The organism is Paraburkholderia sp. D1E (genome assembly GCF_052682275.1).
On sequence record NZ_JBQYMB010000001.1, the window covers coordinates 551,225 to 566,637 of the forward strand.

The 15,413-nt window shown below is 61.4% G+C and carries 13 protein-coding genes and 2 pseudogenes; 5 read left to right on the forward strand and 10 right to left on the reverse strand.

Features of this window, described 5'->3' with window-relative positions; genetic code table 11:
- Positions 1-325: 325 nt before the first annotated feature.
- Positions 326-1,489 carry a sialidase family protein gene (locus ACUN0E_RS02630; RefSeq protein ID WP_445565537.1) on the forward strand — a complete coding sequence of 388 codons (1,164 nt, stop codon included), beginning with the start codon at positions 326-328 and terminating at the stop codon, positions 1,487-1,489.
- A 414-nt stretch (positions 1,490-1,903) separates the two neighbouring features.
- Here ACUN0E_RS02630 and ACUN0E_RS02635 read toward each other — a convergent pair whose 3' ends face one another.
- Complete coding sequence (locus ACUN0E_RS02635; protein WP_445565538.1) at positions 1,904-2,596, reverse strand: FadR/GntR family transcriptional regulator; 693 nt, start codon at positions 2,594-2,596, stop codon at positions 1,904-1,906.
- Positions 2,597-2,935: 339 nt separating this feature from the next.
- Here ACUN0E_RS02635 and ACUN0E_RS02640 point away from each other — a divergent pair, with 339 nt between their 5' ends.
- The 4 genes and pseudogenes from ACUN0E_RS02640 to ACUN0E_RS02655 form a co-directional block, all read left to right on the forward strand.
- Complete coding sequence (locus ACUN0E_RS02640; RefSeq protein WP_445565539.1) at positions 2,936-4,045, forward strand: porin; 1,110 nt, start codon at positions 2,936-2,938, stop codon at positions 4,043-4,045.
- A 180-nt stretch (positions 4,046-4,225) separates the two neighbouring features.
- A pseudogene (zwf, locus tag ACUN0E_RS02645) lies at positions 4,226-5,536 on the forward strand (glucose-6-phosphate dehydrogenase); the annotation flags it as partial.
- Positions 5,537-5,590: 54 nt separating this feature from the next.
- Positions 5,591-6,673, forward strand: coding sequence for an IS630 family transposase (locus ACUN0E_RS02650; RefSeq protein ID WP_445565526.1), 1,083 nt, complete (start codon positions 5,591-5,593; stop codon positions 6,671-6,673).
- Positions 6,670-6,852 (forward strand): annotated as a pseudogene (locus ACUN0E_RS02655) (glucose-6-phosphate dehydrogenase); the annotation flags it as partial. The gene ACUN0E_RS02650 and the pseudogene ACUN0E_RS02655, both read left to right, overlap by 4 nt.
- A 194-nt stretch (positions 6,853-7,046) precedes the next feature.
- Here ACUN0E_RS02655 and ACUN0E_RS02660 read toward each other — a convergent pair.
- The 9 genes from ACUN0E_RS02660 to ACUN0E_RS02700 form a co-directional block, all read right to left on the reverse strand.
- Positions 7,047-7,397 carry a BON domain-containing protein gene (locus ACUN0E_RS02660; protein ID WP_445565540.1) on the reverse strand — a complete coding sequence of 117 codons (351 nt, stop codon included), beginning with the start codon at positions 7,395-7,397 and terminating at the stop codon, positions 7,047-7,049.
- Between the two features lie 223 nt (positions 7,398-7,620).
- Positions 7,621-8,628 carry an SIS domain-containing protein gene (locus ACUN0E_RS02665; RefSeq protein ID WP_445570361.1) on the reverse strand — a complete coding sequence of 336 codons (1,008 nt, stop codon included), beginning with the start codon at positions 8,626-8,628 and terminating at the stop codon, positions 7,621-7,623.
- Positions 8,618-9,724 (reverse strand): N-acetylglucosamine-6-phosphate deacetylase, encoded by a 1,107-nt coding sequence (gene nagA / locus ACUN0E_RS02670; protein WP_445565541.1) that lies wholly within the window; start codon positions 9,722-9,724, stop codon positions 8,618-8,620. The genes ACUN0E_RS02665 and nagA overlap by 11 nt, the downstream gene beginning before the upstream one ends.
- A gap of 1 nt (position 9,725) precedes the next feature.
- The gene (locus ACUN0E_RS02675) at positions 9,726-10,481 is read right to left on the reverse strand and encodes a GntR family transcriptional regulator (RefSeq protein WP_445565542.1); all 756 of its coding nucleotides are present in this window, start codon (positions 10,479-10,481) and stop codon (positions 9,726-9,728) included.
- Positions 10,482-10,531: 50 nt separating this feature from the next.
- On the reverse strand, positions 10,532-11,491 hold the full coding sequence (locus ACUN0E_RS02680; protein ID WP_445565543.1) for an alpha/beta hydrolase: 960 nt from the start codon (positions 11,489-11,491) through the stop codon (positions 10,532-10,534).
- 42 nt (positions 11,492-11,533) lie between these two features.
- Positions 11,534-12,574: an ABC transporter ATP-binding protein gene (locus ACUN0E_RS02685; protein WP_445565544.1), complete on the reverse strand. Its 1,041-nt coding sequence runs from the start codon at positions 12,572-12,574 to the stop codon at positions 11,534-11,536.
- Positions 12,571-13,578, reverse strand: a complete 1,008-nt coding sequence (locus tag ACUN0E_RS02690) for an ABC transporter ATP-binding protein (RefSeq protein WP_445565545.1) — start codon at positions 13,576-13,578, stop codon at positions 12,571-12,573. The genes ACUN0E_RS02685 and ACUN0E_RS02690 overlap by 4 nt, the downstream gene beginning before the upstream one ends.
- A gap of 1 nt (position 13,579) precedes the next feature.
- A complete protein-coding gene (locus ACUN0E_RS02695) occupies positions 13,580-14,509 on the reverse strand; it encodes a dihydrodipicolinate synthase family protein (RefSeq protein ID WP_445565546.1) in 930 nt (309 codons plus the stop codon).
- Positions 14,510-14,516: 7 nt separating this feature from the next.
- Positions 14,517-15,410, reverse strand: a complete 894-nt coding sequence (locus ACUN0E_RS02700; protein WP_445565547.1) for an ABC transporter permease — start codon at positions 15,408-15,410, stop codon at positions 14,517-14,519.
- Positions 15,411-15,413 lie beyond the last annotated feature (3 nt).

The window sequence follows — 15,413 nt, forward strand, 5'->3', positions numbered from 1 at the left end:
GCCCCGCTTGCACTCATTGCTGTGACGTCACTGTTGAGTGCGTGCGGCGGCGACACTGGAACAGCCAGCGCGCCACCCGCTCAGAGTCCGCCCTCACCCAATTCGTAGTCGCTACGTTCCTCGATCACCGCGCAGTAGCCACGGCCTCCTCAATCCTGCGGCCGGCCGGATATCTCGTTGCACCAACTAACGGACGGGTTCTCACTGAAAACCTCGCACAACAGACTTGTAGCCAGTGCATGTCTCCTTGCGGCATGTACTTAATCTCACGCCGATATTCCAGTCGTCAGTCCCTATCCCTTCAGCCTTTGAAAGGTTCCTCGTGATGAAGCTTTTAAGCAGAATTCTTGCTGGGCGCTGGCTGTCCATCTTGATGCTGTCATTGCTGGCCGTCTCTCAGGCCAGCTACGCTGGCATCTCCGCATCCACCGTGTTCCCCGCGTCTGATTCCAGCTACGGCTGCTACCGCATCCCGGCCACGGTCACCCTGCCCAACGGGAACGTCCTCGCGTTCGCCGAAGGCCGCCCGTCCGGTTGTCCGGACTTCGGCAACATCCAGATCGTGATGCGCGTAAGCATGGATAGCGGCACGACCTGGGGACCGATGAGCGTGGTGGCGAGCAACGGAACGCTGGAGGCCGGCAACGCCTCGCCAGTAGTCGACACGCAGGACCCCAACTATCCCAATGGCCGCGTGTTCCTCTTCTACAACACCGGCAACAACACCGAAACCAATATCCGCAACGGCAACGGCTTGCGCGAGCTGTGGTACATCACATCGACTGATGGCGGCGTGACCTGGAGCAGCCCGACCAATATCACCTCTCAGACAGCCTCGATGGGTGCTTCGCCCTATAACAACCCCGCGGACTGGCGCGCTCTGGCCATGGGGCCGGGCCATGCTCTCCAGTTGCCCGATGGCCGCATCGTGGTGGCAGGCACCTACAGCTCAGGCCCGCCCCAGACCAACTATGCCGACTACAATTCATACGCCTTCTACACGACGGACCACGGAGCCACGTTCCAGATCGGCGGCAACACGGGCTATCCCGGGACCAATGAATCCCAGGTCGCGCAGCTGAGCACCGGTGCGGTCATGATGAACAGCCGCAATCAGAGCGGCCTGACCAAAAGCCGCCTCGTATCGACCAGCACCGACGAGGCAGTGACGTTCAGCTATGCCCAGCCCAATCCGACGCTGATCGACCCGATCTGTGAGGGCAGCATCCTCAACATCACCTGGAACGGCAAGCCCTATCTGATCTTTTCCAATCCCGCCAGCACGACCAGCCGCGACCACCTGACGATGCGCGGCAGCAAAGACGACGGCAACTCCTGGCCCTTCTCTCTGCTGATCACGGCTTATTCTTCGGCCTACAGCGACCTCACGCAGGTCGATGCCAACGACATCGGGATCATCTACGAGGACGGTTCCAACGGCATCCGCTTTATGAAGGTGCCCGTCTCTACCGTGATCACCTCGCCTTGAAGGCGCGACTCAGAGCTGCCCGAAGACGCGCAGAGCCCATTCAGGGTCCCGGGCGGAGCCCGGGACCTTCTCCTCCATTTCTACCCCACTGCCGAAGAGGCGTTTTGGAGATGCACTTGCCCCGGCCTCCTGTTAGCATCAGCATTTGCAGTCCACGCGGCCCTGGAGAGAGTCCTCACAGGTGCCTTTGATCTCGGCTCCAGTGGCAACCCGCAGAGGCTCAATCCGCTCACTACGAGTGCCGGCCTCACCTGGTGCAACAAATACCTCGGCACACTACAGCGCGGGCGCAGTCGTGCGAGCACGCCACCAGGATCGCACCACTGCGCGGCCGATCGAACTGTCCGGCGTGTCCCGGCTCATCCTCGCCTCGCGATGAAGCCACAAGCGGGCGCATCACCTCGCGCCCGCCCCTCACGCCGCGAGCGGCGACGTATCCATGCGCACAAAGATCGTATTGAAGTGCTTTCTATACGCCTTGGCGAGCCCCTCGAGGTTGCGAGCTTCGATCATGTTGACGATCTCCATGTGGTCACGTGCCGTTGCCTCGACTAGCCAGTGCTCTGGCTGTCCTGTCGAGGCATTGAGGCGGTGAAACACCTGCCAGAACAGATCGGTCAACGTGCTCAGGAACGGGTTATCAAGACACCGGTACATCGTTGCGTGAAATTCGCGATCCTCCTGCTCGTACAGCTCACGGGCCTGCGCTTTTTCGAGCATTCTTGCGGCCAGCTCGCGCAACGCGCGGGTGTCGTCCGCTGTGATGCGTTCGAGGATAGCTGGTACCGCGCCCAGTTCAATGGCCGCGCGAACTTCCAGCAGGTCTCGCAGACTATGGCCGTCCGCGATAAACGCATAGGGAAGGTTGTCGATGATCGAATCGAATGAAAACGCCTTCACGTAGATACCTTCGCCATGCCGTGATTCGACCACACCGAGCGATTCGAGACTCTTCATCGCCTCACGCAAAGACGGGCGACTCATCCCCAGTTCCTGCGCGAGCTGCCCCTCAGGGGGGAGCGCATCACCAAAGCGCAACCTATGCTGCTCGATGTACTTCTTGATCTCGACCTGGGCCTGCCGGTAGGCCGGTACACGTGCCGTCATTGTTGCTCTCCACTCAATCGGCTCAATCGCCTGTTCGGTCCATCCCCGTGCGCCGAGACGTGCCGCAACCGCGCGTCGTCTCCTGTCGTTTTCCCTGGGTCCCAAAATCGCAAAAAGCGCTTGCATGGCCGAATTTTGCGATGCTACGATTTGACCTCAGATATCAGATATCTGATTCTAGCACGGGTTTCGAGTGTGGCGTGACAGTGGTGTACCGTTTTGAGAAGATCAGACAAAAGATCTGCGCCTGATTTCGAACGAACACCAAACCATGGCTCAACCATCCAAACGTAGAAAGATTCAAAACTATTAGCCATGATTTGCTTAGGAGATCAGACGATGAAGAAGACGGGATGGATTTCGTGTGCCGCAGCCGCGCTCTGTGCGTTCTCGACAGCAGCCAGTGCGCAATCGAGCGTCACCTTATCCGGACGCATTGATACCGGCTTTGCATACTTTAATAATGTTCAGACCGCGCCGGGCAAGACCGCATCGCGGTTCGGCATGCAAAGCGGGGATTGGGGCACCGGCATGTTGAACTTCAGCGGCACCGAGGACCTCGGTGACGGGCTGAAGACCATCTTCTTCCTGTCCGACTCGCTGAAAGCGACCACCGGCACGGCCGGGGCCCAGGACCGGAAGGCGTGGGTAGGCCTGACCAAAGACAACTATGGCACACTCAAATTTGGCCGCGACCTGTTCATCAGCAATGGCGTCGCCGCGATCGACCCGTTCGTTCAGGAGCTGTTCGGATCTGCCTCTCTGGTACGTGGGCGTAACTGGCAGCAGACCAACAACAACGTTTCATACCTGAGTCCGTCGTATCATGGCTTCGATTTTGCCGCTCAGTATTCGTTCGGCGGACAGGCCGGCAGTTGGAACGCGACCAACTTCGGCCCGTTCGGCCGCTCCGACGGTGTTCAGCTGACATACCGCGCCGGTCTTTTCGACATCCGCGCCATCTATGACGAACTACGCGACGCCAACGGGCACTTCAGCAACGTCTTTACCGCTTCCCGCGAATTCATCGTGGGTGGGAACGTCAGGCTCGGGCCGTTCACCATTCAGGGTGCAGCGACGCGCATGATCGCGCCGGACACCACGCCGGGATTGGCCAGCACAGCCAACCACTACTGGCTCGGCACCAATTATCAGGTCTCGCCTTATCTTCTGTTGACGATCGGCGCGTATCACGTCGATGTCGGCAATGGCAACGGGGACGCGACGCACGATGCTCACGGCCACGCAACGATGTATGAGATCGGCTCGACCTACAACCTGTCGAAACGGACATTCCTGTATGCCACGGCCGCCTACGTGCGCAACAGCGGAAATTCGACTTTTTCGCTCGAACCGAACAATCCGGGCCTGAACAACAGCAATCTGGACAACCCGTTACCGGGTCATTCACAGACCGGCGCTTACTTCGGTATCAATCACTCGTTCTGATGTCCCGGGTGAGACGTGCGCCTTACATGAAGTCAGTGAAGCGACTCGGTAAGGTGATTTAGCCCCGCTCTGCCTTCTAGTTTCTCCATGCCGTACCCGCGGCTTCCGTGCCGGTTCAGTCCGATCGGCACGGATTTTTTTTGTCATTCGTTTGCACTCTTTCACCGCTGACTCAGGATCATGAAAAACCCACCTCACCTCGACGCCACTTCGTTTGTCCTGTTCGGGGGCACGGGTGATCTGGCGATGCGCAAGATTCTGCCTGCGCTCTACGACGCCGAAATGTGCGGCAGGCTGCCGTCGGGATTACGCATTCTGATTGTCGCCCGCAAGTTCGACGTCCGGCCGCAGTTGATCGACTGGCTCGACGACTGCGTTCGCAACCATGTTGCGCACGAGCGCTTCGAAGCGGCCGCATGGCAAAGGTTTGTGGAACGCGTCGAGTACGTCCGGCTCGATTTCTCGCAAGCGAAGGATTTTCCCGCATTGTGTGACGCGCTGGGCGAACAGAGCGGCCAGACCATTTTCTACCTGGCAACCGGGCCCGCTTTGTTCGTGCCAATCTGCCGGGCACTTGCCGCAGTCGGCTTGAACAGGAAAGCCCGCATCGTCCTCGAAAAGCCGCTCGGTTACGATTCGCGCTCGTCGCGGCAGATCAATAACCAGGTCGGCGAAATTTTTGCCGAGGACCAGATCTACCGGATCGATCACTACCTCGGCAAGGAGTCCGTGCAGAACCTGCTCGCGCTACGCTTTGGTAACACGCTGTTCGAGCCGCTATGGCGCCGTGAGTGGGTAGAAAACGTCCAGATTACGATCGCTGAAGAACTTGGCGTCGAGGGTCGTGGGCAGTTTTACGACGGCATCGGTGCACTGCGCGACATGGTCCAGAATCATTTACTGCAACTCCTGTCGATCATCGCCATGGAGCCGCCGCACTCGATGGATGCGGATGCCGTGCGGGACGAAAAGCTGCGGGTGCTGCGGGCTCTCAAGCCCGTGCCGGTCAACGACGTCGACAGTATCGCCGTACGCGGCCAGTACAACCGCGGCGTGATCCGCAGTTCGCCGGTACCAGCCTACGCTGAAGAGGCTGGCATTCCTCAGGGAAGCATGACGGAGACGTTCATTGCGTTGCAGGTCGAGGTGGAGAACTGGCGTTGGGCGGGCGTGCCGTTTTTCCTCAGAACCGGCAAACGGCTTGCCGACCGCGTCGCGGAAATCGTCATCACGTTCCGGGCGGTTCCCCATTCGGCGCTCGGGCCCGATTCGATTCGTCCAGGTTCCAATCGGCTCGTCATCCGGCTGCAACCCAATGAGGAAATCCGGCTTTACTGTCTGGCCAAACGTCCTGGCGACGGCATGACGCTACAACCCGTTCACCTGAACATCGATTTCGACCGGTTCTTCGCTCCCGATCGCATGGACGCATATCAACGTCTGCTGATTGATGTGATTCACGGCCGTCTAGTATTCTGTCCCAGAAATAACTTGTCGTAAATTTCGATTGTTCTATGATCAAATCCGGGAGAACAGGAGGCGACCATGGGACGCAAGGGAATCGAGGTTGTGGTGTCGGAACTGGAACGAGAGCAATTGCTGTCAATGAGCCGCTCACGTTCGCTGCCTCATTCTCTGGTCCGTCGTGCAAAGATTGTTTTGATGGCGGCTGATGGCCATACGAGCCAGGAAATTGCGATGCAGTGCGAAGTGACGCCACCGGCGATCACACACTGGAAGAAGCGGTTTGTCGCGCACGGGCTTGCCGGCCTGCATGATGAAGCCCGCCCGGGCCGCCCGCGCACACATGACGATGAGGTGGTAGCGGAACTGCTCGCCAGGGTACTGCATGAGAAGCCGAACGGGGCGACGCACTGGAGCGTGCGTTCCGCTGCTGCGCAGACAGGGATTTCAAAGAGTTCGGTGGCCCGATATCTATCGCTGTTCGGTGTGCAGCCCCATCGTTCAAAGAGCTTCAAACTGTCTACCGATCCGTACTTCGTCGAGAAGGTGCGCGATATTGTCGGGCTGTACCTGAGCCCACCGATCAATGCCCTGGTGCTGTGCGTGGACGAGAAGAGCCAGTGCCAGGCGCTGGAGCGTACGCAGCCGATGTTGCCGATGGGGTTAGGCTATCTCGAAGGGGTGACGCATGATTACGTCCGGCATGGCACCACGACCCTGTTCGCTGCGCTCAACACTGCAACAGGGGAAGTCATTGCGCAATGCAAGCCGCGCCACCGGCATCAGGAATTTCTGGCGTTTCTCAGGCATATTGACCTGGCGGTGCCGGCCAATCTCGATGTGCATCTGATTGTCGATAACTATGCGACACACAAGCATCCGAAGGTCAAGGCATGGCTGGCCAGGCACACGCGCTACCACATGCATTTCACGCCGACCTACTCGAGCTGGCTCAATCAGGTTGAACGCTGGTTTGGCCTGATTACGCAGCAGGCGATCCGTCGAGGGTCGTTCAGGAACGTGCGCCAACTCATTGCCGACATCGAGCGTTACATCGAGCAATACAACGAGCACAAGCGGGCTTTCGTCTGGACCGCGACAGCCGATTCCATTCTCCGGAAAGTGGCTCGGGTATGCAAAGTTATTTCTGGGACAGAATACTAGCGCTGTTCGTGCGTCGAGACGAACAGGAAGCCGCGTGGCGATGGGTCGAGCCGATTCTCAACGAATGGTCCATTCGGAACAAGCCGCCCAGGCCCTATGTGTCCGGCTCGTGGGGTCCCGCTGCATCGAGCGCAATGCTGGCTCGCGCGGGGACCTGCTGGTTCGAAGAAGAAAACTGACGCAGGAAGCGGGCGCGCACCGAGCGGTAGCGCCCGCCTGATGCCTGGATCAGCGTGGAATCGACACGCCGACCTTGTTGTCGACGGACTTGACGCCCGCTACGGCCTGCGCAATCGCGCCGGCTTTCTCAACCCCTGCGTAGTCATGCGGCGAGGCACAGCAGAAGCTGATCTGCGTACCCCGCCTCACAAGGTCAGTTGTAGGCCCGCGCCGTGATCTTGTTGCTGACCGCGGTTATACCTGGTACCTGTTGAACGGCGTCACCCGCCTTCTGTATCTGATCGACCGCAGGGACCGAACCGCTCAATGTCACTGCGCTTCCTGACACCCGCACCGAGATGCGCTCGTTGCTCAAGCCGGGCGTTTTCGCCAGCGCGCGCAATACGTCGCGGCGCAGCTTTTTGTTGGCCGCCTTGACCTCCTTCGCGTTCGACGAAGCCACAGCGCCCGATGCGGGCGCACTAGCAGTGCCCGGTTGGGCGCACACGTTCAACGCAACAGCCAGTGCAATCGAGCCACCAACCGTCTGTAAGACTGCTTTCATCCTCATTGTCTTCCCCTGTTTTTCCTGCGGATTGATTACTTGCACTGCGAACTGCGCCCGATATCGCGCACGCGTATCACTGCCTGCCGATACCGGGGTTCCAACCACGACAACGTTCATCTGATCGCCGTTGAACATTCGCGATCAGAAGTACGCCAACAGCATCTGCATTGTTCGCATGCCGCGCGGCCCAACTCATCGGCGCGGTTTGTCAAAACAATGGCTAGTGAGTTTCGGTGACCTTGTTCAGATGACGCGGCGTATCCGGATTGCGTCCACGCGCGGCAGCAAGCCCCGCGGCCATTACATAGAACGACAGGATCGCGGCGATCGGATCGAGGCTCTCGTGCGCCGTTGTCGCCAGCGGCAGCGTGGCCTCGGCGACCTCCGGCGGAGCGGCCAGCAACACGCGCGCACCACGCGTGCGCATGTCGCGTGCAAGCTGCAGCAGGCTCGCCTGCTCAGGCCCACGCGGTGCGAACACAAGCAGTGGATAGTCGCGGTCGATCAGCTCCATTGGGCCGTGTCTCACTTCAGCGCTGGAAAACGCCTCAGCCTGGATGCTCGAGGTCTCCTTGAGTTTCAACGCCGCTTCCTGCGCGATCGCGAGACCCGGGCCACGACCAATGACGATCATCCGCTCTGCCGCACGCAATTCCGGAATCGCCGCCGACCAGTCGAGTTCGCAGGCTGTCTGCAGGGCAGCGGGCAAACTTGCCAGCGCATCGATCAACGCGCTGTCGCGCTGCCAGAACGCAACCAGTTGCGCGGAGACCGCGAGCATCGCGACATAGCTCTTGGTGGCAGCCACACTCAGTTCGGGACCGGCGAGCAGCGGCAGGTTCCATTCACAGGCATCCGCCAACGGGGAGTCTGGCGCGTTCACGGCAGACACCGTCAAAGCCCCTGCCTTGCGCAACACCTCCATCGTGCCGACCAGATCCGGACTGCGGCCTGACTGCGAGAAGGCCACCGCAAGCTGCCCCTGAACCCGCAGCGGCGCGTGCTGCAACGTCGCGACCGACATTGGCAGCGACGCGACCGGCACGCCGAGCCGGCTCATCGCCAGCGACGCGAAATAGCTCGCCGCGTGATCGGAACTGCCACGCGCCACGGTCAGTGCGACGTTACCTGCGCGCGCCGCGAGCATGTCCGCCAGCGCCCTGACAAGCGATGTGTTCGCCAGTTGCGCGGCGACAACAGTCGGCGAAGCCAGCGCTTCATTGAGCATTTTCGACAATCAACTCTCCTTCGACATAAGTTGCAGTAAGCGCCAACGCGCGATCGAACACGACCAGATCGGCCCACGCACCGCGCTCGATGCGCCCGCGATCGGTCAGGCCGAGATAGTCGGCCGCGTGGCGGGATAAATGGTTGGATACCTCGGCGAGTGGTAATCCGATCGACACCAGGTTGCGTAACGCCTGGTCCATCGTCAGCGTGCTGCCTGCAAGCGTGCCATCCGCGAGACGTACACCGCCCAGGCACTTCGTCACGTACTGGCTGCCGAGCCGGTATTCGCCGTCGGGCATACCGGCCGCGGCCGTGCTGTCCGTGACGGCGTAGAGACCAGGAATGGCCCGCACAGCCGCGTGAATCGCGCCGGGATGCACATGCAGCAAATCGGGAATGATCTCCGCATAGTCGGCGTGCGCCAGCGCCGCCCCAACCATGCCCGGATCGCGATGATGCAGAGGCGACATTGCATTGAACAGATGCGTAAAACCGCCTGCACCATGCTTGAGAGCCTTCACGCCATCGTCATACGTGCCGATTGTGTGGCCGAGCTGCACCCGTACGCCGCGCGCCGCAAGCTGGCTGATGATCTCCATATGCCCTGCAACCTCCGGCGCGAGCGTCACGATGCGCACCGGCGCGAGTTCCAGGTAAGCGAGCACCTCATCGAGCACCGCGACGACGGCGGCATCCGGCTGGGCGCCGAGCCGGTTCGGATTGATGTAGGGGCCTTCGAGGTGAACGCCCAGCACGCGTGCGCCACCAGGGGCCCGGGTGTGGGCAATCGCCCCGAGTTCCCCGAGCACGCGAACCAGTTCGTCGTGAGGCGCCGTCATCGTCGTAGCCAGTAGACCGGTGGTGCCATGACGCGCGTGCAAACGCGTCATGGTGGCCACGGCCGCGGCGCCCTCCATCACGTCGGCGCCACCGCCGCCGTGTACGTGGAGGTCAAGGAAGCCTGGCAGAATGTACGGGTCATCGTTGCTCGACGGATCGGCGTGATTGCCCTCCAGCGCCACGATACGTCCATCGTGCATGTGCAGACGACCGTGAATCCAGCCATCGGTCGACAGAATGTTTCCGCTCAGCATGTCATATCTCATTCGTTACAGGCTGGTGGCACACTTCAGCCACCAGGTCGTAGGCGTCGCTTCGGCAATACATATGGGTCAGTTCGATCGCACGCCGCTCCGCCGTGTAGCCAATTCGTACGATCCGCATAAGCGCTGTGCCAGCTTCCAGTCCCATATGCCTGGCAACCAGGGGCGGCGCATTGACCGCACAGAACTGCTGCAGCGCGCGCACGACAGGCGTGCCGCGTTGCACGAGAAACGCGTACGGTGAGTCGCCGATGGCATTCGGATCGGGCATCACGGTGGCGGGAAACGTCGAACTTTCCAGCGCCATCACGATGCTGCCCGCAACCTGCAGCCGCTGTATATGGGCGACCTCGGCGCCAGGTGAAAGCCCCAACTGGATCATCTCGTCACCATCGGCTTCGCGAATCGCCCGGGACACCCAGCGCAGCTCACCGGTGGCGCCGTGCCGGTGCTTCATCGTCGCCAGCGTGAGCGGACTGGACAGTGGATCGTCGATGCGCGGCGCAATAAACGTCCTCGCACCCTGAGCCCGCCTGATCAACCCCTGCTCGACCAGCAGCGCCATCGCCTTGCGCGACGTGATCCGCGACACACCCAGTGCATCCGCCAGCATCCGCTCGGATGGCAACGCCTCACCGATCGACCACGTCCCGCCAAGAATCGCGGTTGCCAGCTTGCGGGCCATCTGGATGTACAGCGGCGTCACGCTGGCGGCGTCGGGCTTGATGCTCTGCCATGGGATGTCCATTGGAACTCCGGATAGGACGGTTTTTTGCCGTGCAGGGACGCTCACCACTTCTAGCGGCCCAACGCACGGCATAAGGCCGCCGTCGATGCCTGCCAGCAGTGTTTCGCCGCATCCGCTGCGTCGACCGCATCGAACCCATGGGGCGCGCCTGGATAAACATGCAGTTCGGTCGGCACGCCTGCGGCAATGAGGCGGTTCGCGTAGGCCAGATTTTCTTCAACGAACAGATCGAGGGTGCCGACCGCAATAAATGCAGCAGGCAGACCAGCAAGGCTTTCGGCCCGCGCGGGCGGCAAGTACATGGACATCCTGTTTATGCCGGGCTCGTAACCAAGCGCGGCAGACCATCCAAAGCGATTCGAAGCGCTGGACCAGACGAATTCGCCAGCGTACGGATGCGCATCGACGGTCGAGCCCGTCCGGTCGTCAAGCATGGGATAAGTAAGCAACTGGAACTGCACCGGGATCTCGTTACGGTCCCGGGCGAGCAACGCGAGCGCAGCCGCGAGGCCTCCGCCCGCACTCTCCCCGCCCACCGCGATCCTTGTACGGTCCACCCCGATCGAATCGGCGTTGCCATCGACCCACTTCAACGCCGCGTAGCAATCCTCCACTGCACCAGAGAACCGTGTTTCCGGCGCCAACCGATAGTCGACTGACACAACGACGCAGCCGACGTCCACAGCAAGGCGCCGGTTGCGCAGGTCCGCGGCTTCCGGTGTTCCCATGACCAGCCCGCCGCCATGCATATGAACCAGCACGGGTGGCAAACCCGCGTCGACAGCCGGTGTGTACACCAGCACGCGGACGTACGGCGCGCCGGTCGGTCCACGCACGAATCGCTCGGCGACCCGCACGGCATCCAGCTCGCGCGAAGCGGTCTGCGATCTCTGCGCCGCCAGTTGCACAGCCAGCACGCGCCGGCTATGCAACGTATCGTGCGTCAGCGGCAGCAACGTTGTGTCGGCCAGCAACTGATAGGCGGGGTCAAGAAGATGCCTGGAGGACATGGATTGACTGTGACCTTTCGAAGGGACGTGTGGCGATCAGGGCTATGCCGGCGTCAGTGGCGCGGCAACTGTCGCAGCCTCTTCCGTGCCATAGAGCAGGCACGCGACATCATGATGGCCCGGCATCTTCACGAGCGGTGGCACCGCGCCTGAACATTGCGGCATCGCACGCGGACAGCGCGTATGGAACACGCACCCCGACGGCGGGTTCAACGGACTCGGCACCTCGCCCTTGAGCAGATCTTCCGCGGCGAGTCTGCGTGCCGGATCGGGCACCGGCGAACTGCGTGTCAGCGCCTGCGTGTACGGATGCAAACCGCCATCCTGAATGCCCGCCCGGCTCGACAGTTCCATCACGCGTCCCAGATACAGCACCAGCACACGGTCGCACAGGCCCTGCACGATCGGCAGATCGTGCGACACGAACAGGATCGCGAGATCCAGCGATTTGCGCAGATCGAGCAGCAGATTGACGATCTGGGCCTTGACCGACACATCGAGCGCCGCGACGGCTTCGTCGGCGACCAGCACTTTCGGTTCGAGCGTCAACGCGCGGGCGATGACGACGCGCTGCTTCTGACCACCCGATAGTTCGTGCGGATAACGTTGCAACACCGAACCCGGCAGACCGACCACGTCCAGCAGCTTCGCAATGGTGGCACGCTGCTCGGTGCGCGAGCCGAGCTTGTGCAGCGTCAACGGTTCAAGCAGACTCTGCTCGATCGACATGCGGCCATTGAGGCTTGCATTCGGATCCTGAAAAACCATCTGCAGATCGCGGCGAACCTGGCGCAGATTCCTGCCGCGCAGTTCCGCGAGATTTTGCCCCCGGTAGCGCACCGAGCCGCTCGTGGGCGGCATCATGCCGAGCGCGATCCGGCCCAGCGTCGACTTGCCGCTGCCCGATTCGCCCACGATACCGATGATCTCACCGGGCCGCACATCGAACGACACATCGGTCAATGCATGCAGAATCTTCTGCGGCTGCAGGAACCCCTGTTCGACGGGAAACTCGCGGCAAACACGGTCGAACGAGAGAATGGGCGGTACGGCGCCCTTGTCATCTGCCTTCATGTCGTTCATCCCTTTTTCATCCCTTCATCATCCCTTTGCCAGAAATGACAGCGCACGCTATGGATAGCGTTAACGTGCGATTCCACCGGCACCTCGACACTGCAACGCGCTTCGGCCAGCGGGCAGCGATTGGCGAAACGGCATCCCCTCGGCGCGCCGACAATCGCTTCGATCTGCCCGGGAATGCCACGCAGGACGCCCCCTTCCGACGGGCGCGGAATCGAGTCCAGCAGTGCTCTGGTGTAGGGATGCTTCGGAGCGGCGAACAGTTCGGCCGTCGGCGCTGTCTCGACGATCTGGCCGCCGTACATCACCGCGACACGATCCGCAATCTGCGCGACCACGCCCATGTCATGCGTGATGAACACGACCGCCATTCCCTCCTCACGCTGCAGCTTGCGCAGCAGGTGCAGGATCTGCGCCTGGATCGTGACGTCGAGCGCCGTGGTGGGCTCATCCGCGAGCAGCACCGTGGGCTCACAGGCAAGCGCGATCGCAATCATCACACGCTGGCGCATGCCACCTGACAACTGATGCGGATACTGCCGCGCGCGCGAGGCCGGATCCGAAATGCCTACCTTGCCCAGCAATTCAATTGCGCGTGCCCGCGTATCGCCGCGCTTGCCCGCGCCATGAATCGTCAGCGCCTCCTCCACCTGCCGGCCGATGCGCTGGACCGGATTAAGCGACGTCATCGGCTCCTGGAAAACCATCGAGATCCTGTTGCCGCGCATCTGCAGCATCTGCTTCTCGCTGAGCGCAAGCAGATCGACCGCGGGCGCGTTGTCCGCATGCACCCACGCCTGACCCGAGAGCTGCGCGCGACTGTCGAGCAGACGCATCAGCGAGAGTGACGTGACCGATTTGCCACTCCCGGATTCGCCGACGAGCGCCAACGTCTCACCGCGCCGCACCTGCAAGGTGACGTCCGTCACGGCGTGAATCTGGCCGATGGGTGAAGCGAACCGCGCGGACAGTTGCTTCACGTCGAGAGCGATGGCGTCGTTGCTCATGTCAACCTGCCTGCAGCAGTCCGCTCTTTTCCACGATCGCACGCACCTTGGCAGCGTGCACATCGGACAGGACGGCGTTTGGACGATTCATGTGACGATGCGCGATGATGCCCATCATCTGCATCGCGGTCTTGAAGGCGCCGACACCCGATGCGTTGCGACTCACGTCCGGATATGCCTGAAACACGATCTCGAAGAGTTCGATCAGGCGTTGCTGCTCGGCACGCGCGGCAACCCAGTCACCCTTCCTGGCGGCTTCATACAGGCGCACATAACCCGCCGGGTCCACGTTCGCGAGTCCGGGCACCGCGCCGTGCGCGCCGCCGAGCATCGCATAGTCAACCGTGATTTCGGAACCGGTGAGCACGGCAAAGTCGGGATGACTGGCGAAGTCGCGCATCACCATGCGCATGTTGCCGTCGTCGCCGCTGCTGTCCTTGAGGGCGACGATGGCCTTGCGCTCGTACAACGCATGCAGCGTGTCGCGTTCCAGTTTGATGTTCACGCAAACTGGAATGTCATAGGCGATCAGCGGCAGATCGACCGCATCGCGGACATAGCAGAAATGATCAATGATTTCCGTCTGCGACGTGCGGGCGTAGAACGGCGCGGTCAGCACCAGACCGTCCACGCCAAGTTCATGGGCCTGCTTCGCGTGCTGGACGCAGCGGTCGGTAGTGGTATCGATCACGCCTGCGATCACCGGCACGCGGCCGGCGGCCTCGTCGACCGCGATCCGGATCACATCTGCGCGGCGCGCCGGATCGAGAAACACGACTTCACTGGACGACCCGAGGATGAACAGGCCATGCACGCCACCATCGATCAGATGGCGCACGACGCGACGCAGCGACGGTGCATCGATCTGCATATCTTCGGTAAGCGGCGTAACAACCGGAGGCACGATTCCGTGCAAGGAAAGCTGATTCATTTTGCGTTTAATTCCTGATTGACTTTGGATCAAAGGCGGCACGAAGTCCGTCGCCGAAAAAGTTGGCGGCAAGCGCCGTCACAACGATAAGAATCCCTGCGGGCAGCCACATCCACGGATAGGCTTGCATCATCGACGCGTCGGTCGTCAGGCTCAGCAGGCTGCCCCAGCTCGCGAAGGGCATCTGCACGCCAAGGCCGAGAAAGCTCAGACCCGCTTCCATCATGATGGCCGACACGAAGTTCAGACTCGCGAACGCGACGATGACGTCGGTCGTATTGGGCAGGCAGTGGCGCACGATGATGTACGCGTTGCCCGCGCCCATCAGGCGCGCCGCCGACACGAAATCAAGCTCGCGCACGGTCAGAATGCGTGCCCTCACGAGACGCACCGCGAGCGGTGAGGTGAGCACGCCGATGATCACGACGGTCTTGCCGGTTCCCGGTCCGAGTACGGACGCGAGCGTCAGCAACACGATGGTGGTCGGGAAGATCATGACGACGTCGACCAGACGCATGATCAGCGTGTCGATGCGGCCGCCGAAGTAGCCGGCGATTCCGCCGAACAGCAGGCCGATCACGACCGACAGCAGCGCGCTCAGCACCCCGACCGTGAGTGATACCTGGCCGGCCGAGAGCGTGCGCGCAAACATGTCACGCCCGGTTTCATCGGTGCCGAACCAGTGTGTGGCCGAGGGCGGCAGCGACACCGCGTTCAGATCGATCGTGTTCGGCCCGAAATGGCTCGCGATCGGCCCAAGGATGCACAGCAGCACCACGAGACCGAACACGCTCAGACCGAAGACCGCAAGCCTGTTTCGCATAAAGCGGCGCAGAACGGGCGACTTCATGCGACGCTCACCCGTTGAAGCGACGTGCGCAATGGCAATGTTCTGTTGCATTCA